Annotated in this window: 18 protein-coding genes; 15 read left to right on the top strand and 3 right to left on the bottom strand. The window is 72.6% G+C overall.

The genetic code is table 11. The features are described from left to right. Positions 1-211: 211 nt before the first annotated feature. The 12 genes from ACFW2G_RS07500 (at position 212) to ACFW2G_RS07445 (ending at position 13,850) form a co-directional block, all read left to right on the top strand. Entirely contained in the window at positions 212-1,864 is a 1,653-nt protein-coding gene (locus tag ACFW2G_RS07500) for a CTP synthase (RefSeq protein ID WP_384454976.1), read from the top strand. 84 nt (positions 1,865-1,948) lie between these two features. Continuing rightward, complete coding sequence (locus tag ACFW2G_RS07495; RefSeq protein WP_304949920.1) at positions 1,949-2,581, top strand: NUDIX hydrolase; 633 nt, start codon at positions 1,949-1,951, stop codon at positions 2,579-2,581. A 285-nt stretch (positions 2,582-2,866) separates the two neighbouring features. After that, entirely contained in the window at positions 2,867-4,843 is a 1,977-nt protein-coding gene (locus tag ACFW2G_RS07490; RefSeq protein ID WP_384454973.1) for a tetratricopeptide repeat protein, read from the top strand. A gap of 153 nt (positions 4,844-4,996) precedes the next feature. Further along, positions 4,997-6,112 (top strand): alanine dehydrogenase, encoded by a 1,116-nt coding sequence (gene ald / locus ACFW2G_RS07485; protein WP_037925632.1) that lies wholly within the window; start codon positions 4,997-4,999, stop codon positions 6,110-6,112. Between the two features lie 449 nt (positions 6,113-6,561). Next, positions 6,562-7,599, top strand: a complete 1,038-nt coding sequence (locus ACFW2G_RS07480) for a ParA family protein (RefSeq protein WP_225884681.1) — start codon at positions 6,562-6,564, stop codon at positions 7,597-7,599. Further along, a complete protein-coding gene (locus ACFW2G_RS07475) occupies positions 7,584-8,123 on the top strand; it encodes a hypothetical protein (protein ID WP_078556837.1) in 540 nt (179 codons plus the stop codon). The genes ACFW2G_RS07480 and ACFW2G_RS07475 overlap by 16 nt, the downstream gene beginning before the upstream one ends. A 195-nt stretch (positions 8,124-8,318) precedes the next feature. Then, a complete protein-coding gene (locus tag ACFW2G_RS07470; protein ID WP_384580562.1) occupies positions 8,319-9,338 on the top strand; it encodes a segregation and condensation protein A in 1,020 nt (339 codons plus the stop codon). Then, positions 9,335-9,967: an SMC-Scp complex subunit ScpB gene (gene scpB, locus ACFW2G_RS07465; RefSeq protein WP_384456486.1), complete on the top strand. Its 633-nt coding sequence runs from the start codon at positions 9,335-9,337 to the stop codon at positions 9,965-9,967. Before ACFW2G_RS07470 ends, scpB begins: the two co-directional genes overlap by 4 nt. Then, complete coding sequence (locus ACFW2G_RS07460; RefSeq protein WP_384456484.1) at positions 9,967-11,208, top strand: pseudouridine synthase; 1,242 nt, start codon at positions 9,967-9,969, stop codon at positions 11,206-11,208. Before scpB ends, ACFW2G_RS07460 begins: the two co-directional genes overlap by 1 nt. Positions 11,209-11,338: 130 nt before the next feature. Continuing rightward, on the top strand, positions 11,339-12,106 hold the full coding sequence (locus ACFW2G_RS07455; RefSeq protein ID WP_384580560.1) for an AAA family ATPase: 768 nt from the start codon (positions 11,339-11,341) through the stop codon (positions 12,104-12,106). Further along, positions 12,103-12,843, top strand: coding sequence for an NUDIX domain-containing protein (locus ACFW2G_RS07450; protein ID WP_384456478.1), 741 nt, complete (start codon positions 12,103-12,105; stop codon positions 12,841-12,843). Before ACFW2G_RS07455 ends, ACFW2G_RS07450 begins: the two co-directional genes overlap by 4 nt. Continuing rightward, positions 12,840-13,850: an ADP-ribosylglycohydrolase family protein gene (locus tag ACFW2G_RS07445; protein ID WP_384456475.1), complete on the top strand. Its 1,011-nt coding sequence runs from the start codon at positions 12,840-12,842 to the stop codon at positions 13,848-13,850. The genes ACFW2G_RS07450 and ACFW2G_RS07445 overlap by 4 nt, the downstream gene beginning before the upstream one ends. 13 nt (positions 13,851-13,863) lie before the next feature. Here the strand turns inward: ACFW2G_RS07445 and ACFW2G_RS07440 are convergent, their stop codons facing one another. From ACFW2G_RS07440 to ACFW2G_RS07430, 3 genes are all read right to left on the bottom strand, one after another. Next, positions 13,864-14,544: a DNA polymerase beta superfamily protein gene (locus ACFW2G_RS07440; RefSeq protein WP_384580558.1), complete on the bottom strand. Its 681-nt coding sequence runs from the start codon at positions 14,542-14,544 to the stop codon at positions 13,864-13,866. A gap of 79 nt (positions 14,545-14,623) precedes the next feature. Next, on the bottom strand, positions 14,624-15,109 hold the full coding sequence (locus tag ACFW2G_RS07435) for a Rieske (2Fe-2S) protein (RefSeq protein WP_037925645.1): 486 nt from the start codon (positions 15,107-15,109) through the stop codon (positions 14,624-14,626). An 83-nt stretch (positions 15,110-15,192) separates the two neighbouring features. Next, positions 15,193-15,534, bottom strand: coding sequence for a DUF952 domain-containing protein (locus ACFW2G_RS07430; RefSeq protein WP_384456469.1), 342 nt, complete (start codon positions 15,532-15,534; stop codon positions 15,193-15,195). Positions 15,535-15,663: 129 nt separating this feature from the next. Between ACFW2G_RS07430 and ACFW2G_RS07425 the strand changes: the two genes are divergently transcribed. The 3 genes from ACFW2G_RS07425 (at position 15,664) to ACFW2G_RS07415 (ending at position 18,277) form a co-directional block, all read left to right on the top strand. Beyond that, on the top strand, positions 15,664-16,752 hold the full coding sequence (locus ACFW2G_RS07425; protein WP_384446894.1) for a prephenate dehydrogenase: 1,089 nt from the start codon (positions 15,664-15,666) through the stop codon (positions 16,750-16,752). 173 nt (positions 16,753-16,925) lie between these two features. Further along, entirely contained in the window at positions 16,926-17,633 is a 708-nt protein-coding gene (gene cmk, locus ACFW2G_RS07420) for a (d)CMP kinase (protein ID WP_037925648.1), read from the top strand. Then, positions 17,588-18,277 (top strand): lysophospholipid acyltransferase family protein, encoded by a 690-nt coding sequence (locus ACFW2G_RS07415; protein ID WP_078556842.1) that lies wholly within the window; start codon positions 17,588-17,590, stop codon positions 18,275-18,277. The genes cmk and ACFW2G_RS07415 overlap by 46 nt, the downstream gene beginning before the upstream one ends. Positions 18,278-18,330 lie beyond the last annotated feature (53 nt).

The following is an 18,330-nucleotide window of genomic DNA, read 5'->3' as shown; positions in this document are numbered from 1 at the left end:
TCGGCGCTCTGCTACGAGCCGTCGACGGCGCGTGGCCGGAGGCAGACCGGTCCGGGCGCTGATAGGCTGGTACCCCGTGGACCGGTGGTCTGCCTGTGCGAATCAGGGGCCCCGAAACCGCAGCTTCGGCGCCCCCTGAAACCCTTCCGGATCGATGGTGGCCGGCGCTGGAAGCACCTCACTTCGCGACCACGGGAGCCCCCTCTTGGCGATGCCGCCCAAATCCATGACGACCAAGCACATCTTCGTCACCGGGGGTGTCGCTTCCTCCCTCGGCAAGGGCCTGACGGCCTCCAGCCTGGGTGCGCTCCTGAAGGCGCGCGGTCTGCGGGTCACCATGCAGAAGCTCGACCCGTACCTGAACGTCGACCCCGGCACGATGAACCCGTTCCAGCACGGTGAGGTGTTCGTCACCAACGACGGCGCGGAGACCGACCTGGACATCGGCCACTACGAGCGCTTCCTCGACGTCGACCTCGACGGCTCGGCCAACGTCACCACCGGCCAGGTGTACAACACCGTCATCGCCAAGGAGCGGCGCGGCGAGTACCTCGGCGACACCGTGCAGGTCATCCCGCACATCACCAACGAGATCAAGCACCGCATCCGCCGCATGGCGACCGACGACGTCGACGTCGTCATCACCGAGGTCGGCGGCACCGTCGGCGACATCGAGTCGCTGCCGTTCCTGGAGACCGTCCGCCAGGTCCGCCACGAGGTCGGCCGGGACAACGTCTTCGTCGTGCACATCTCGCTGCTGCCCTACATCGGCCCCTCCGGCGAGCTGAAGACCAAGCCGACCCAGCACTCCGTCGCCGCCCTGCGCAACATCGGCATCCAGCCCGACGCCATCGTGCTGCGCGCCGACCGCGACGTGCCCACCAGCATCAAGCGCAAGATCTCGCTGATGTGCGACGTGGACGAGGCGGCCGTGGTCGCGGCCATCGACGCCAAGTCGATCTACGACATTCCCAAGGTCCTGCACACCGAGGGCCTGGACGCGTATGTCGTCCGCAAGCTGGACCTGCCCTTCCGCGACGTCGACTGGACCGTCTGGGAGGACCTCCTCGACCGGGTCCACAACCCCGACCACGAGGTCAAGGTCGCGCTCGTCGGCAAGTACATCGACCTGCCCGACGCCTACCTGTCGGTGACCGAGGCGCTGCGCGCCGGCGGCTTCGCCAACAAGGCCCGCGTCCAGATCAAGTGGGTCACCTCCGACGACTGCCGGACCCCCGCCGGCGCGGCGGCCCAGCTGTCCGACGTGGACGCGATCTGCGTGCCCGGCGGCTTCGGCGACCGCGGCGTGAACGGCAAGGTCGGCGCGATCACCTACGCCCGCGAGAACAAGATCCCGCTGCTCGGCCTGTGTCTGGGCCTGCAGTGCGTGGTCATCGAGGCCGCGCGCAACCTCGCGGGTATCGAGGACGCCAACTCCACCGAGTTCGACGCCTCCACCCCGCACCCGGTCATCTCGACCATGGAGGAGCAGCTGGCCTTCGTCGAGGGCGCCGGCGACCTGGGCGGCACCATGCGCCTGGGCATGTACCCGGCGAAGCTCGCCGAGGGCTCCATCGTGCGCGAGGTCTACGGCGACGAGGCCTACGTGGACGAGCGCCACCGCCACCGCTACGAGGTCAACAACGCCTACCGCGGCGAGCTGGAGAAGAAGGCCGGCCTCGTCTTCTCCGGCACCTCCCCGGACAACAAGCTCGTCGAGTACGTCGAGTACCCGCGTGAGGTCCACCCCTACCTGGTGGCCACCCAGGCCCACCCGGAGCTGCGCTCGCGCCCGACCCGCCCGCACCCGCTGTTCGCGGGTCTGGTCAAGGCGGCCGTGGAGCGGCAGCAGGCCGCCAAGTGAGTGCCTGACCGCATAACGTAGACGGCCGGGGTACGGACAAGGATCCGTGCCCCGGTCGTCGCGCGTTGTGGAGGACTTCGGGGCATGATCATCAAGGACACGTCGGAATCCTGGGAGACACTGTCGACCCGGCGGCCCTTCCAGGGCGCCAAGACGGCGGTGGACTCCGACGAGGTCCGGATGCCGGACGGCTCGACCGCCCGCCGCGACTACCAGGTGCACCCCGGCTCGGTGTGCGTGCTCGCGCTGGACGAGGAGGGGCGGGTCCTGGTCCTCAGCCAGTACCGGCACCCGGTGCGGCGCAGGCTGTGGGAGCTGCCGGCCGGACTGCTGGACGTCCCCGGGGAGAACCCGCTGGTCGGCGCTCAGCGCGAGCTCTACGAGGAGGCGCACGTCAAGGCGGAGGACTGGCGGGTGCTGGTCGATTTCTACGCCTCGCCCGGCGGGTCGGACGAGGCGATCCGGGTCTTCCTCGCGCGCGGTGTCTCCGAGGCGGACGGCGAGCGCTACTCCGAGTCCGGCTCGGAGGAGGCGGACATGGAAGTGACCTGGGTGCCGCTGGCGGAGCTGGCCCGGGGGATCCTGGCGGGCGAGCTCGGCAACCCGGGGCTGGTAGCCGGGGTGCTGGCGCTGTCCGCCGCACTCGCCTCCGACGGCGGCGTCGACGCCCTGCGCCCGGCCCTCGCCCCGTGGCCGGCCCGCCCGTACGAGGTGTAGCCGGGCATCCCGGCCGCTATCCGGGCATCCCGGCCGGGCCGCCGCGCCCTCGGCCGGGCGGCGCGGGACCGCGGGGGACGGCGGGGCGGCTGCGTGCAGCGGCGCCCCCGCCCGTCGGCCGCGGTCCGGCCCATCCGGGGCGCCCTGCACGGCGCCGCCGGGTACCGCAGGGAAAAACCGACCATCTGCTGATCCGATTGGGGGATTTCCCCGCCGCGCTCCACACGGGCCGTCGCTCTGCGTGAACTACGCTCGCCATCCGAAGGCAGGGAGAGGAGCGGATCCGTGACGGATTTCGTCGGGCGGCGGCGTGAGCTCAAGGAGCTGCGCGAGGACATCGCGCGGACCGGGCTCGACACCCTCTCAGGCCGGAAGGCCAAGGCCCCCCGGGCGCGCGTGCTGCTCGTCGCCGGACGTCCCGGATCCGGCCGGACGGCCCTCGCGGAGACGTTCGTGCGCGAGGTCCGCGGCCAGTACCCCGACGGGGTGCTGCGGACCAGGCTCACCACTCCCGGCGGGGAGACCGTGGCGACCGAGCGGGCCCTGCGCGGCCTGCTGGCGGGGCTGGGGCACCGCACGCCGCCCGGCGCCGGTGAGGACGAGCTCAGTTCGGCCCTGCGCACCGCGCTCCACGAGCGGCGGGCGATCATCCTGATCGACGACGCGGCCGATCCGCACCAGGTCGACGCCTTGCTTCCGGACACCCCCGAATGCCTGGTCGTCGTCACCGCGGAGGGCCCGCTCACCGGCATCCCCGACGTGCGCCCCTGCACCCTCGGCGGCCTGGACACCGTCTCCGCCGTCGGGATGCTCGCCCGCCGTATCGGCGACACCCGCATCACCACCGACCCGCGGGCCGTGGAGTCCCTGGCCGAGGCGTGCGGGGGCCAGCCGGCCGCCCTGGAACTCGCCGGCGGCTGGCTCGCGGCCCGGCCCAAGGCCGCCGTCTCCGACCTGGCCAAACAGCTCCACGACATGCCCGCCGGCGCCGGCGGGCCGCTCGGCCGCGCCTTCCGGCTCGTCTACGACTCGCTGCCGCAGCCCGCCCAGCGCACCCTGCGCCTGCTCTTGCTCGCCCCCGCAGGCCTCGTCGATTCGCACACCGCCTCCGCGCTGGCCGGCTGCTCCGTGGCCGCCGCCCAGTCCACACTGGACGACTTCGCCGGTCTGGGACTCGTCCGGCACGCCTCCGACGGGCTGTTCCTGCTGCCCGGCTGCCTCACCCCGATGCTCCGGGCGCTGCTGGAGGCCAAGGAGCGTCCTGCCGAGGTCCAGCTGGCCCGGGCCCGGATGCTGGAGCGCACCGTCCGGCTGCTGCACTCGTGCCGGGCCATGGCGGCGGCCGAGGGCGACGGCCTCGACGGCGAACTCCAGGAGCTGCTGGACGGCCTCCCGCGCGCCCTGCGGTTCCCCGACCGGCGGGCCGCCGCCGTCTGGCTGGACACCCGGCTCCCGGCACTCTCGGCCGCGGCCTCCCTGGCGGTGGCCGACGGCGAGCTGGACACCCTGGCCCGCCGGCTGGTCGCCGCCCTCGTGCGGGCCCTCGCGGACCACCGCGGCACCACGGAGGCCGCCCCCGAGCTCTACGGGCTGCACCGCTTGGTCCTGGACGTGGCGGAGCGCCGCGGTCTGCACCGGGAACAGGCCGCGGCCCTGCTGAACCTGGCCGACCTGGACGCCGAGACCGGCCGCACCCAGGAGGCCCTGGAGCGCTACCGGGCCGCCCTGGATGCGGGCCGGGCCGCGAACGACCCGTACGCGACGGGCCGCGCGATGGAATCCGTAGGCGGGGCGTACCAGGAGCTGGCCGACTGGCACCGGGCCTCCGATTGGTTCGGCCGCGCGCTCGCCCAGGCCCTCTCGCGCGGGGAGCGCGCGGACGAGGCCCGGCTGTACGGGCGGCTCGGCAACGTCCACACGTACGCGGGCCGGTACGGGGACGCGCTGCGCAGCTGGCGGGCCGCCGCCGCGGGCTACCGGAAACTGGCCGATGTCCCGGGCCAGGCCAAGGCGTTGAGTGAGATGGCGCGGATCCAGGAGTACGCCGGTCGGCCCGAGGAATCCCTGCACACCTGCCGCGAGGCGGTGGAGCTGGCGCGCCGGGCCGGCGACCAGCGACTTCAGGCCGCGCTGCAGGTCCGGCTGGCCGACACGCTGGACCGGCTCGGGGACCCCGCGGCCGCGAGACTGCACCGCTCCGCCGCGGACAGATTGCTCGGAGATGACCCCGCCGCCTGCGAAATCCGTAGTGGATCCGACTGAGATTATTGGTTTGCAAGGCTAGACAGCGACTCATCCTTCATTAAACTGGGTTCACCACGCCATCTCGTGGTGCATCCCGTTGCGCACTCTTGTGGGCGGGTATGTATGGAAGTGCCCTGTTATTTCCCCCTGAGTCAAGGACCGTGATCGACGATGAAGGTCGGCATCCCCCGCGAGGTCAAGAACAACGAGTTCCGGGTCGCCATCACGCCCGCCGGCGTGCATGAGCTGGTCCGGGGCGGCCACCAGGTCTTCATCGAGCAGAACGCCGGCGTCGGCTCCTCGATCACGGACGCCGAGTACGTCGCGGCCGGCGCGGAGATCCTCGCCACCGCCGACGAGGTCTGGGCCACTGCCGACCTGCTGCTGAAGGTCAAGGAGCCGATCGCGGAGGAGTACCACCGCCTCCGCAAGGACCAGACCCTCTTCACGTACCTTCACCTGGCAGCCTCCCGCGAGTGCACGGACGCCCTGCTGGAGTCCGGTACCACCGCCATCGCCTACGAGACGGTCGAGCTCGCCAACCGCGCGCTCCCGCTGCTCGCCCCGATGTCCGAGGTTGCGGGCCGGCTGGCCCCGCAGGTCGGCGCCTACCACCTGATGCGCTCGGCCGGCGGCCGCGGCGTCCTCCCCGGCGGCGTCCCCGGCACCCACGCCGGCGAGTGCGTTGTCATCGGCGGCGGCGTCTCCGGCTGGAACGCCGCGCAGATCGCCATCGGCATGGGCTTCCACGTGACCCTGCTCGACAAGGACATCAACAAGCTCCGCGAGGCCGACAAGATCTTCGGCACGAAGATCAAGACGATCGTCTCCAACGCCTTCGAGCTGGAGAAGGCCGTCATCGAGGCAGACCTCGTCATCGGCGCCGTCCTGATCCCGGGTGCGAAGGCCCCGAAGCTGGTCACCAACGAGCTCGTCGCCAAGATGAAGCCCGGAAGTGTACTTGTCGACATCGCGATCGACCAGGGTGGCTGCTTCGAGGACTCGCGTCCGACCACCCACGCCGAGCCGACCTTCCAGGTCCACAACTCGGTCTTCTACTGCGTCGCCAACATGCCGGGCGCGGTGCCGAACACCTCCACCTACGCGCTGACCAACGCCACGCTGCCCTACATCGTGCAGCTCGCGAACCTCGGCTGGGTCGAGGCGCTGCGCCGTGACCCCGCGCTCGCGCTGGGCCTCAACACCCATGATGGCCAGGTCGTTTACGGTCCGGTCGCCGAGGCCCACGGTCTCCAGACCCTTGAGCTCGGCACGCTGCTCGGCTGACCCGTCAACGACTGACGTCAATCTCACGTATCCGGCCGGACCTTGCCCGCAAGGTCCGGCCGGACGTGTTTGCCGACCGCCCCGAGATTCCGCTCAACTCGCCTCGAACGTAAGCCTTTAACCCTTTCGCGCACCCGCGAAACTTCGCAGCGACAGCTCGGACGCCCTTGACAGAGCGGTGTTCGGTTGCCGACACATCGTGCCGGGTCCGGCGGATTGTGTTGCCGCTGAGTGGTGACACGCCATAGAGTCGCCAACCGTCGGCATGGTGCCACGCTGACCTATCGATAAGTGTCCTGGTCACGTCCGAGGAGGTAAGACGACTTGTGAATGAGTCGACATTTACTCCTGGGGGTGGTGGAGCAGGCGTCCCTGAGCGGGGCCAGAGTCCTGCCGGGCTCGAAGCTGTCGGCTCCGTCGCAGTACGCACCTTCGCAAACCACCAGCACATGACGACGCCCCAAAAGAGCATGGACGGCCTAGACGTGAACTCCAGGGCCGGCGACCTGAGCGGCGACACGCCCACGGGATTCGCCGACTACGACAATGTGCCCGAGGGGCACTTCTACGACCCCGACGCGGAGTACGAACCGGACCCCGAGTACGCGGCCACCCTCGCCCCCGACGCTGCCCGCCAGCGCCGTGAGCGGATCGGCCCGACCGGACGCCCGCTCCCGTACTTCCCGATCCCGGGTCCGCTGACCGACCACGGTCCGGCAAAGATCATCGCGATGTGCAACCAGAAGGGCGGCGTGGGCAAGACCACGTCGACCATCAACCTGGGTGCCGCGCTGGCCGAGTACGGGCGCCGCGTGCTGCTCGTCGATTTCGACCCGCAGGGCGCGCTGTCCGTGGGTCTCGGCGTGAACCCGATGGAACTCGACCTGACGGTCTACAACCTGCTCATGGAGCGGGGCATGTCGGCCGACGAGGTGCTGCTCAAGACGGCGGTCCCCAACATGGACCTGCTGCCGAGCAACATCGACCTGTCCGCTGCGGAAGTGCAGTTGGTCAGCGAGGTCGCGCGCGAGTCCACCCTGCAGCGGGCCCTGAAGCCCCTGATGGCCGACTACGACTACATCGTGATCGACTGTCAGCCCTCGCTCGGTCTGCTCACCGTGAACGCCCTGACGGCGGCTCACAAGGTCATCGTCCCGCTGGAGTGCGAGTTCTTCGCGCTACGCGGCGTGGCGCTGCTGACCGAGACGATCGAGAAGGTGCAGGAGCGGCTCAACCCCGAGCTGGAGCTCGACGGCATCCTCGCCACCATGTACGACTCCCGCACGGTGCACAGCCGCGAGGTGCTGGCGCGCGTCGTCGAGGCCTTCGACGACCACGTCTACCACACGGTCATCGGCCGGACGGTGCGCTTCCCGGAGACCACGGTCGCCGGCGAGCCGATCACGACGTACGCGTCCAACTCCGTCGGCGCCGCCGCCTATCGCCAGCTGGCCAGGGAGGTGCTCGCCCGGTGTCACGCCGAGTGAGTCTGCCCGGCGCCGACGAACTGTTCCGTACGACCGGGGGGATGGCGCTCCAGTCGTCCTCGCCGCGCCGCGGGGCCGACGAGGCGCCCGCCGCGGAACACTCGGCCGCTCCGGCCGGGGGCACGTCGGGAGCGGGCCGCAGCCGGGAGGCTGAGGCCGGTACGGACACAGGTGGCCCCGTGGTGGGGCAGCCGAGGCGGGCGCAGGAAGGTTCTGCCAGTCCGGCCGGGCCGACCCCCGGGGCGGCAGCCGCCCCGGCCGGGGCGACCCGGCGGGGCAAGGGCCAGGGCCGCGGCGCCAACCGGCGGCCCAGCGGCCGGGAGCGGCACGACGAGAAGATCACGGTCTACGTCTCCGCCGAGGAGTTGATGGACCTGGAGCACGCGCGGCTGGTGTTGCGCGGAGAGCACGGCCTGGCCGTCGACCGCGGCCGCATCGTCCGCGAGGCGGTGGCGGTCGTCCTCGCCGACCTGGAGTCCCGCGGGGACGCCAGCATCCTGGTCCGCCGCCTCCGCGGCCGCTGACCGCCGGTCCGCGGCGCACGGCGCCGCGTCCGGAGCGCGCCGAGGGGCCGCCGGCTCCGCCGCCGGTCACGCCCGGCCGGCGGGCCGTCCGCCCCCGGGCTCGGCCCGCGGCCCGCCGGGGCGGGAAAACGTTCGGGCAGGGCCTAGGCTTCCTGTGGCCGACCTGCCGTTCCTCCCGTACCCACCTGGACCGCCATGCCCCACCGCCACGACGCCGCCCGCCCGGCCCGCCGGAGCCTGGGGCGCGGGCCCGGCGCGGCCGCCGGGGCCCCGGCGGCCGACCCGGAGGTGCCGGAGGCCGCAGCGGCCACCGGCGGGCCCGGGCGCGCGGATCCGGCCCAGCCCGCCGAGGGGCCGGCCGCGGAGCCGGCGGGCCGGGGCGAGGAGCCCGCGCCCGGAGCGGGAAGCGGTACCGGGGGCGACGGGCGGTTCACGCTGCGGCTGGACAACTTCGAAGGGCCCTTCGACCTGCTCCTCCAGCTGATCTCCCGGCACAAGCTCGACGTCACCGAAGTCGCCCTGTCCAAGGTCACCGACGAGTTCATGACGTACATCCGGGCCATGGGGCCCGACTGGGACCTCGACCAGACCACCGAGTTCCTCGTGGTCGCCGCCACCCTGCTCGACCTGAAGGCCGCCCGGCTGCTGCCGGCGGCCGAGGTCGAGGACGAGGCCGACCTCGCCCTCCTGGAGGCCCGGGACCTGCTCTTCGCGCGCCTGCTCCAGTACCGCGCGTACAAGCAGATCGCCGAGATCTTCGAGCGGCGAGCGGAGAGCGAGGGCCGTCGCTATCCCCGGACGGTGGGGTTGGAGCCGCACCACGCCGACCTGCTTCCCGACGTCGTCATCAGCATCGGAGCGGAGGGGTTCGCCCGGCTCGCCGTCAAGGCCATGCAGCCCAGGGCCAAGCCCCAGGTGTACGTGGACCACATCCACGCGCCCCTCGTCAGCGTGCGCGAGCAGGCCGGGCTGGTGGTGCGGATGCTGAAGGCGCGCGGCGAGGCCACCTTCCAGGAACTCACCGAGGACGCCGAGGACACCCTCACCGTCGTGGCGCGCTTCCTGGCCCTGCTGGAGCTCTACCGGGAGAAGGCGGTCGCCCTCGACCAGGAGGAGGCCCTGCGGACCCTCACCGTCCGCTGGAGCGGCGGGGACGGCGACGGCATGCCGACCGTGACCGACGAGTTCGACCAGATCGTGGAGGCGAAGGATTGAGCAGCGACGCCGGCGCGGTCGCCGAGCTGGAACTGAAGCCCGCCCTGGAGGCCGTCCTCATGGTCGTGGACGAGCCCGCGACCGAGGCGCACCTCGCCAAGGTGCTGGAGCGCACCCCGCGCGAGGTCGCGACCGCGCTGCGCGAGCTCGCCGACGAGTACACCACCGCGGGCAGGGGCTTCGAGCTGAGGCTCGTCGCGGGCGGGTGGCGCTTCTACACCCGGGCGCAGTACGCCCCGGCCGTCGAGGGCTTCGTCCTGGACGGCCAGCAGGCCCGGCTCACCCAGGCGGCCCTGGAGACCCTGGCGGTGGTCGCGTACCGCCAGCCGGTGAGCCGGTCGCGGGTCTCCGCGGTGCGCGGAGTCAACTGCGACGGGGTCATGCGGACCCTCCTCCAGCGCGGTCTGGTGGCGGAGGCGGGGACGGAACCCGAAACAGGTGCGATCCTGTACAGGACGACGAACTACTTTCTGGAGCGGATGGGCCTGCGCGGCCTGGACGAGCTCCCGGAGCTCGCGCCCTTCCTCCCCGAGGCGGACGCGATCGAAGCCGAGACGCAGGAAGGTGTGCCGTCGTTCGATCCGGACGCACCGGACACCGATGAAGACGACAAGACGACGGAACTTTGATGCGAAGCAGCGGCAACGGCAACGGTGGCAACAGGAACAGCGGCGGAGGCTCCGGCGGCGGGCGCGGTGGCGCCCGGGGCGGCAGCCAGGGCGGCGGCTACCGCGGGGGCTCCGGCGGCGGTGGCGGCCACCGGGGAGGGTCCGGCGGTTCGGGCAGCGGTGGCGGCGGCTACCGCGGCGGCCAGGGCGGCGGCCAGGGAGGCTCGCGCGACCGTGACCGCGACCAGGCGCCGCAGCGGCCCCGCAACCCCCGTCCGGAGGAGCGCCGCTACGACGTGGGTCCCGAGGGCGAGCGCACTCGCGGCGCCCGCGGCGCGGCCGCGCGCGGCGGCGCCAAGGGCGGTCCCAAGGCCCCCAGGACGCCCGGCGTCGGTGGCGCCGGCGGCCCGCGCCGCGGTCCGGGCAGCCGCAGCGGCCAGTCCCGGCCGCGCGAGCTGGACGCGCGCATCGAGGAGCGCGTGCGCGACCGGTACGCCGACAAGCCCGTGATCAAGACGCCGAAGACCTTCCCGGGCGCCGAGCAGGAGGGGGAGCGCCTGCAGAAGGTCCTCGCCCGGGCCGGCATGGGCTCGCGCCGCGCCTGCGAGGAGCTCATCGAGCAGGCCCGCGTCGAGGTCAACGGCGAGATCGTCACCGAGCAGGGCAAGCGCGTCCAGCCCAAGGACGAGATCAAGGTCGACGGCCTGACCGTCGCCACCCAGTCGTACCTGTTCTTCGCGCTGAACAAGCCGGCCGGTGTCGTCTCCACCATGGAGGACCCGGACGGCCGCCAGTGCCTGGGCGACTACGTCACCAACCGTGAGACGCGGCTGTTCCACGTCGGCCGGCTGGACACCGAGACCGAGGGCATCATCCTGCTCACCAACCACGGTGAGCTGGCCCACCGCCTCACGCACCCGAAGTACGGCGTGCAGAAGACCTACGTCGCCGCGATCACCGGCAACCTGCCGCGCGATATCGGCAAGCGGCTCAAGGACGGCATCGAGCTGGAGGACGGCTGGGCGCGCGCCGACAACTTCCGCGTCGTCGACCAGGTGGGCAAGAACTACATGGTCGAGGTGACCCTCCACGAGGGCCGCAAGCACATCGTCCGCCGCATGCTGTCCGAGGCGGGCTTCCCCGTCGACAAGCTCGTCCGGACCTCCTTCGGTCCCATCGAGCTGGGCGACCAGAAGTCCGGCTGGCTGCGCCGCCTGACCAACACCGAGGTCGGCATGCTGATGCGCGAGGTCGGTCTGTAAGGACCCCGCCCGGTGCGCGAGGTCGGTCTGTAAGGACCCCGCCCGGACCCGCTCCACGAGAAGCCCGCAGTGCCCACGGCACCGCGGGCTTTTCGCTTGCCCAGGCCCCGCCCTCCTGTTTATAGTCACAATGACTATTAAGGGAGGTGGGGCGGGCATGACCGGGACCTTGAGCTGGAGCGAGGTGCTCGGGTTCGCCACGGGCGCCCTGTGCGTCTGGCTGGTGGCCCGTCAGCACATCGCCAACTGGCCGATCGGCATCGCCAACAACGTCTTCTTCAAGCCGCCGCACGCCGGCCACCACCACCTGGTGCGCACCGCCCAGGACCGCTGCGAGCGGCTGACCGTGCTGGTCTGCGCCGCCTCCGTGGAATCGGTGCCGCTCGCCGACCGCGGCGCCTGGATGCGCGAGGCCCACCCGGACGCGGACGTCGTCGGAGCCGCCGACCCGGGCGCCACGTGGGCGGACCTCTCCTTCACGTCGCAGGAGTTCCCCGTGATCGCCCGCCGCCAGGACGCGGCGGAGGAACGGGCCGCACGCGTCGGCTCCCCGGTGCTGGTCTGCGACACCGACTCCTTCGCCACCGGCATCTGGCACGAGCGGTACACGGACGGCCGCAGCGCGGAGGTCGAGCGGATCGCCGCGCTCACCCGCCGACACCTGTACCTGCTCACCGAGGACACCGACGTGCCCTTCGAGGACGACGGGCTGCGCGACGGCCCCGAGCTCAGCCCCTGGATGACCCGGCGCTTCCGCGAGGAGCCGGCGGCGACCGGACGGCGCCTCCGGTCCGTGCCCGGCGACCGCCGGGAGCGGCTGGCCACGGCCGTGGCAGCCGTGGACGGACTGCTCGCCGAAGGCTGGCGGTTTGCCGACCCCCTCCCGGAGAACCGATGAGCGGGGCGGCGCGCCCGGGCTATGACCCGTACGCCTTCCAGCCGTTCGCGGTGACCGTCGACCTCGCCGTGTTCACCGTGCGCGGCGGCGCCCTGCACGTGCTGCTGATCCGGCGCGGCCAGGAGCCGTACGCCGGGTCCTGGGCTCTGCCCGGCGGGTTCGTCCTGCCGCGGGAGTCCGCCGAGACGGCCGCCCGGCGCGAACTGGCCGAGGAGACCGGCCTGCCCGGGCGGACCGTGGCGGACCTGCACCTGGAGCAGCTGCGCACCTACAGCGAGCCGGACCGCGATCCCCGGATGCGGGTGGTCTCGGTGGCCTTCACGGTCCTCGTCCCGGATCTGCCCGAACCGGCCGCCGAGGGCGGCGGGGACGCGGCGCAGGCCCGCTGGCTGCCGCTGGGAGAGGCTCCCGACCTTGCCTTCGACCACGCGGTGATCCTGGCGGACGCACGCGAGCGGATCCGCTCGAAGCTGGAGTACACCTGCCTGGCCACCGCCTTCTGCCCGCCCGAGTTCACCCTCGGGGAGCTGCTGGCCGTGTACGAGACCGTCTGGGGCACCGCCCTGGACCGCCCCAACTTCCGCCGCAAGGTCCTGGCGACCCCCGGTTTCGTCGAGGCCGTACCGGGCGCCGCCCGGCTCACCGGAGGCCGCGGCAAACCGGCCGCCCTCTACCGGGCCGGTCCGGCGACCGCCCTCCATCCCCCCCTGCTCCGACCGGAAGGACCCACCCGATGACGAAGCGAGCCGCCACCGGCGCGCTGGTCGGCCTGGCCCTCGGCGACGCCCTGGGCTTCCCGACCGAGTTCAACGACGTTCCCGCGATCCTCGCCAAGACGGGCCCCTGGCGCGAGATGCGCCTGCCCCGCCCGGCGATCGTCACGGACGACACCCAGATGACCCTCGCCCTGGCGCGCGGCATCCGGACCGCGGCGGACCGAGGACGCATAGGCCCGCTGCGGCTGACCCGCCCGGTCCGCGAGGAGTTCGTCGACTGGTACCACTCGCCGGAGAACAACCGGGCGCCCGGCAACACCTGCCTGCGGGCCTGCCACCTGCTGAACGACCCGCAGCGCGACTGGCGCGACGCCAGCCAGACCGGCTCGAAGGGCTGCGGTGCGAACATGCGGGTGGCTCCCGTCGGGCTGGTGCCCGGCTGGACCGACGAGGAACGGGCCGGCGCGGCACAGCTGCAGTCCGCCCTCACCCACGGCCACCCGACGGCGCTCGCCGCCTCCGACCTGACGGCGCGGGCGGTGCACCTGCTGGCCCTGGGCACCGAGGTGACCGGCCTCGTCGGGCTGCTGCGCTCGTACGCCCTGGAGAACCGCACCCGGTACCACGAGCGCTGGCTCGGCGACCTGTGGATGCGCACCGCGAGCGACGCCACCCCGGAGTCCTTTATCGCGCGGGGCTGGGACGAGTGCCTGGCGGTGCTGGACCGGCTCGCGGCGGCGCTGCGTTCCCCGTCCCCGGAGACCGACCCCTGCCTGACCACCGGCGAGGGCTGGATCGCCGAGGAGGCCCTCGCCACCGCCCTGCAGTGCTTCCTGCTCTTTCCCGACGAACCCCTGACGGCCCTGCGGCGCGCCGCCTGCACCAAGGGCGACTCCGACTCCATCGCCTGCCTCGCCGGAGCCTTCGCCGGCGCTCACCTCGGGGCGGACGCCTGGCCGCGCGCATGGGAGGGGCGCATCGAGTACCGGGACGAGATCCTGGCCTTCGGGACCCTCTGGGACGCCTGACCCACGCCGGACCCTACCCGGCTGACGCGCGCCGGGCGCGGGCGAGGAAGTCCTCCACCCGGGCGCGATCCGGTGCCTCGGGCAGGGGGCTGCCGGCCAGGGCGTCCTCCGTCTCCTCCTGCAGGCGGGTCATCCAGGTGCCGGCCTCGTCCCAGGTGAGTTCACCGCGGCGGACGGCGAGCAGGCGGTCGCGGTACGGGCCCGCGTCGATGCTCAGGAGGCCGGTGCGCAGCAGGTCGCGGCAGGACAGCAGCAGGCGCAGCAGGTGCATGGCGTGCTTCCAGCGAGGTGCGCCGTGGAGGCGGACGTCCGCCAGGAGCTTGCCGTGCTGGGAGGCCGCGTACCGGCTGAAGCTGGTGTGGACCCGGCGGGAGAGGAAGGCCCCGCGCAGGTCGAGCAGCTCCCGGCCGACCGGGTCGACGTGCTCCACCAGCGGCGAGTGCAGGCACTCCAGGATGTTCGGGTTGGCCCGCAGGCCGAGTTCGCAGAAGCGTTCGAACTCCCAGGAGAACTCCTCCTCCCGGGGCCCCTCGACGTGCGTGGGGGGCTTCTCGAACCGCCAGAACAGCGGTGTCGGGGCGAGGTAGACACCACGCCGGTCCGTGTCGCTGGTCTCCGTGGCCAGCCCGAACGCCCGGGATCCCATCACGCACCGGTAGATCGTGTGGTCGCGTACCAGCGTCAGATCGTCCATCCCGGGAGCCTACGACGGGGCACACCCGCCCTGCCGGACAGTTTTCACCGGCCGGCAGGGCTTGGGGGGTGCCGCGCGGCTACGCGAGCGTGATGTTGCCGTCCGCCGCGACGGTGATCTTCTTCTCGGCCAGCCCCTTGGTGGCCGGTCCCTTGACCACCGAGCCGTCCGTGACCTTGAACTCGCTGCCGTGGCAGGGGCAGTCGATGGTGCCGTCGGCCACCTTGTTCACCAGGCAGCCCTGGTGGGGGCAGACGGCGGTGAAGCAGCGGTAGGAGCCCGCCGTGGGCTGCGTCACCACGACCTTCTCGCCCTGGATGACCTTGCCGCCGCCCACCGGCACGTCCGCTGCCTTGGCGATGGCCTTGCCGCCGCCGGCGCCGCCGGTCGCGGACGCGTCGGCGGGGGCGGAGCCCGCGGGCGGGGTGGCGGCGTTGGGCTCGCCCGACGAGGCCTGCCCGCCGTCACCGCCGCCGCTGCCGCATGCGGTGAGCGCACCGCCGGCCAGTGCGGCCGCACCGGCCACCAGTACCTTGCGCCGGGCGGTCTGCGTCAGGTCGCTCATCAGTCTCTCCTCGCTGTGCGGCTGGTTCGGCGTGCAGCATCCTGGCCCGCGGCCGGCCTCAGGTGAAGCCTGCCGCGCCCGTTTCACGAGTCCCGCTGCCACGGTGCCAGTGAGACGGGTGTGCCAGGTGTGCGTACGACCTCCCACACGTGGACGACGGCGTCCCGGTTCAGCGGTCCGAAAACATGTGGGAAACGATCACCGGATTCACCCTCCCGGCGGACCTCCGCGGTCAGCGCGTCCTCGTCGAGCTCGACCGCGAGCAGGGTCCCCGGCTGTTCCCGGTAGTGCCTCTCGGCGATACCGAGCGCCGTCGCGCGGTCCGCCGAACAGTGCACGAACCCGGCGGAGTCGAGTGAGGGCGGGGAGTAGGGGCGCCCGGGGGCGGCGGTCCAGTCGGCGAGCGGGACGATGTGGAAGATCATGGGGTTCGTTCTACCGCAGCGGCCGCGGGTCCGGCCGCCGTCCCACAAGGCGGGCGGCCGGACCCGCGCGGCGTACCGTCTGGCTACCCTGAGTCAGAACCTGTCGTCACGCACCCCGTGGAGCGCCCCGTGAGAACCGCCGTCGTCATCGGAACCGGACTGATCGGCACCTCCGCGGCGCTCGCGCTGACAGCCCGCGGGGTCACCGTGCACCTCGCCGACCACGATCCGGACCGGGCCCGCACCGCCGCCGCCCTCGGGGCCGGCACCGACGAGCCCGCGCAGGAGCAGGTCGACCTCGCGATCGTCGCCGTACCGCCGGCCCACGTCGCCGCGACCCTGGCCGACCTCATAGGGCGCGGCGCGGCGCGGGCCTACGTCGACGTGGCCAGCGTCAAGGGCGGGCCGCGGCGCGAACTGGCCGCGCTCGGCGTGGACGCCACCGCGTACATCGGCACGCACCCGATGGCGGGCAAGGAGCAGTCGGGGCCGCTCGCCGCGACGGCGGACCTCTTCGAAGGCCGCCCCTGGGTGCTCACCCCGACCCGTGAGACCGACCACGAGGTGCTCAACCTCGCCCTGGAACTCGTCGCGCTGTCCCGGGCCGTACCGGTGGTGATGGACGCGGACGCCCATGACCGGGCCGTCGCGCTCGTCTCGCACACCCCCCAGCTCGTCTCCAGCATGGTCGCGGCCCGGTTGGAGGAGGCCGACGAGACGGCGGTACGGCTGTGCGGTCAGGGCATCCGCGACGTGACCCGCATCGCGGCCTCCGACCCGCGGATGTGGGTGGAGATCCTGTCGGCCAATCCGGGACCGGTCGCCGACGTCCTCGCCGGGATCGCCGCCGACCTGGAGGAGACCGTCGACGCCCTGCGCAGCCTCCAGTCCGCTGATGTGGACAAGCGCCGCGGCGGCGCCGCTGGCATCGAGGACGTGCTGCGTCGCGGGAACGCGGGCCGCGTACGGGTCCCGGGCAAGCACGGAGCGGCGCCCACCGTCTACGAGACCGTGGCCGTGCTGATCAGCGACCAGCCGGGCGAGCTGGCGAGGATCTTCGCCGACGCCGGCCGCGCGGGCGTCAACATCGAGGACGTGCGGATCGAGCACGCGACGGGCCAGCAGGCCGGCCTCGTCCAACTCATGGTCGAGCCGAGGTCCGCCGCCGTCCTCACGGCCGAGCTGCGGGAACGGGGCTGGGCCCTGCGCACCTCCTGAGTCCCGGGGGCCGGGAAGGCACGGGCGGGGCGGGGTGCGCAGGGGGTCTCATGGCGGCCGGGGCGGGTGAGCCCGGACTGACCGGCACGACACTCCCTGGGGCCCGGTAACCTTGCAGAGGGGCGCTTTGCCGCGCCCTGACACGCACGCGCAACCAGGAAGGTGCCCGCACCGTGGAAACCGCAGCTCCGTCCGCCGTGATCGTCGCCATCGACGGTCCCTCCGGCACGGGCAAGTCCAGCACCTCCAAGGCCGTGGCCGCCAAGCTCGGGCTGCGCTACCTGGACACCGGTGCCCAGTACCGGGCCATCACCTGGTGGATGATCTCCAACGGGGTCGACACCGACGACGCGCAGGCCGTGGCGGTCGCCGCCGGCAAGCCCTCCATCGTGTCCGGCACCGACCCGGCCGCCCCCACCATCACGGTGGACGGCCTGGACGCCGCCGGTCCCATCCGGACCCAGGAGGTCACCTCCCGGGTCAGCGCCGTCAGCGCGGTCCCCGAGGTGCGCACGCTCATCACCGAGCTCCAGCGATCCATCGCCGCCGAGGCGGCCCGCGACGCGGACGGGATCGTCGTCGAGGGCCGGGACATCGGCACCACCGTCCTGCCCGACGCCGACCTGAAGATCTTCCTGACGGCGTCCGCCGAGGCGCGGGCCGCCCGGCGCAGCGGAGAGCTCCGAGGCAAGGAGGCCGCCGACCTCGCGGCCACCAAGGCGGCGCTGATCAAGCGCGACGCCGCGGACTCCGGTCGCAAGACCTCCCCGCTGGCCAAGGCCGGCGACGCCGTCGAGGTCGACACCACCGAGCTCACGCTTGACCAGGTGATCGAGTGCGTCGTGACGCTCGTGGAAGAGAAGCGGGCGGGCCGCAAGTGAGCCGAGCGCCCTCCCTCAAGGGTGCGGCGGTCGGCAGGCGCATCGGAATCGGCCTCATGTACGGGCTGTGGAAGCCGCGCGTGCTGGGCGCCTGGAAGGTGCCCGCCTCGGGTCCCGTCATCCTCGCCGTGAATCACACGCACAACATCGACGGCCCCATGGTGATGGGCACCGCGCCCCGCCCCCTGCACTTCCTGATCAAGAAGGAAGCGTACGTGGGCCCGCTCGGCCCCTTCCTGGACGGCATCGGGCAGGTCAAGGTCGACCGCTCCGGCGCCGACCGGGCGGCGATAGGCCGCGCCCTCGCCGTGCTCGACCAGGGCGGGGCCCTCGGGATATTTCCCGAGGGCACCCGGGGCGAGGGCGACTTCGCCTCGCTGCGCGCGGGACTCGCGTACTTCGCGGTCCGCAGTGGCGCGCCTATCGTGCCCGTCGCGGTTCTCGGCAGCGCCGAGGACCGCGGCCGCCTGATCTCCGGGCTGCCGCCCTTCAAGAGCCGGGTCGACGTCGTCTTCGGCTCGGCCTTCGACGCCGGGGACGGCAGTGGCCGCCGTACCCGCACCGCACTGGACCAGGCCACCGTACGCATCCAGGACCGGCTGACCGCCCACCTGGCCGACGCCAAGCGCCTGACCGGGCGCTGAGCGAGACTTGACCTAGTAGTGGAACCGCGCTGCGCGGGCACCACCGATCACCA

Origin of the sequence: Streptomyces sp. NPDC058880 (genome assembly GCF_042742535.1) — a bacterium.
Lineage (GTDB): Bacteria > Actinomycetota > Actinomycetes > Streptomycetales > Streptomycetaceae > Streptomyces.
Note: the sequence above shows the minus strand (reverse complement) of the source record. Positions and strands in the feature narration are given on the sequence as shown.

Coding starts and splice junctions, on each gene's coding strand:
- ACFW2G_RS07500 (WP_384454976.1), top strand. CDS start 212: ATGCCGCCCAAATCCATGACGACCAAGCACATCTTCGTCACCGGGGGT.
- ACFW2G_RS07495 (WP_304949920.1), top strand. CDS start 1,949: ATGATCATCAAGGACACGTCGGAATCCTGGGAGACACTGTCGACCCGG.
- ald (WP_037925632.1), top strand. CDS start 4,997: ATGAAGGTCGGCATCCCCCGCGAGGTCAAGAACAACGAGTTCCGGGTC.
- ACFW2G_RS07480 (WP_225884681.1), top strand. CDS start 6,562: ATGACGACGCCCCAAAAGAGCATGGACGGCCTAGACGTGAACTCCAGG.
- ACFW2G_RS07470 (WP_384580562.1), top strand. CDS start 8,319: ATGCCCCACCGCCACGACGCCGCCCGCCCGGCCCGCCGGAGCCTGGGG.
- ACFW2G_RS07460 (WP_384456484.1), top strand. CDS start 9,967: ATGCGAAGCAGCGGCAACGGCAACGGTGGCAACAGGAACAGCGGCGGA.
- ACFW2G_RS07455 (WP_384580560.1), top strand. CDS start 11,339: ATGACTATTAAGGGAGGTGGGGCGGGCATGACCGGGACCTTGAGCTGG.
- ACFW2G_RS07450 (WP_384456478.1), top strand. CDS start 12,103: ATGAGCGGGGCGGCGCGCCCGGGCTATGACCCGTACGCCTTCCAGCCG.
- ACFW2G_RS07445 (WP_384456475.1), top strand. CDS start 12,840: ATGACGAAGCGAGCCGCCACCGGCGCGCTGGTCGGCCTGGCCCTCGGC.
- ACFW2G_RS07440 (WP_384580558.1), bottom strand. CDS start 14,544: ATGGACGATCTGACGCTGGTACGCGACCACACGATCTACCGGTGCGTG.
- ACFW2G_RS07435 (WP_037925645.1), bottom strand. CDS start 15,109: ATGAGCGACCTGACGCAGACCGCCCGGCGCAAGGTACTGGTGGCCGGT.
- ACFW2G_RS07430 (WP_384456469.1), bottom strand. CDS start 15,534: ATGATCTTCCACATCGTCCCGCTCGCCGACTGGACCGCCGCCCCCGGG.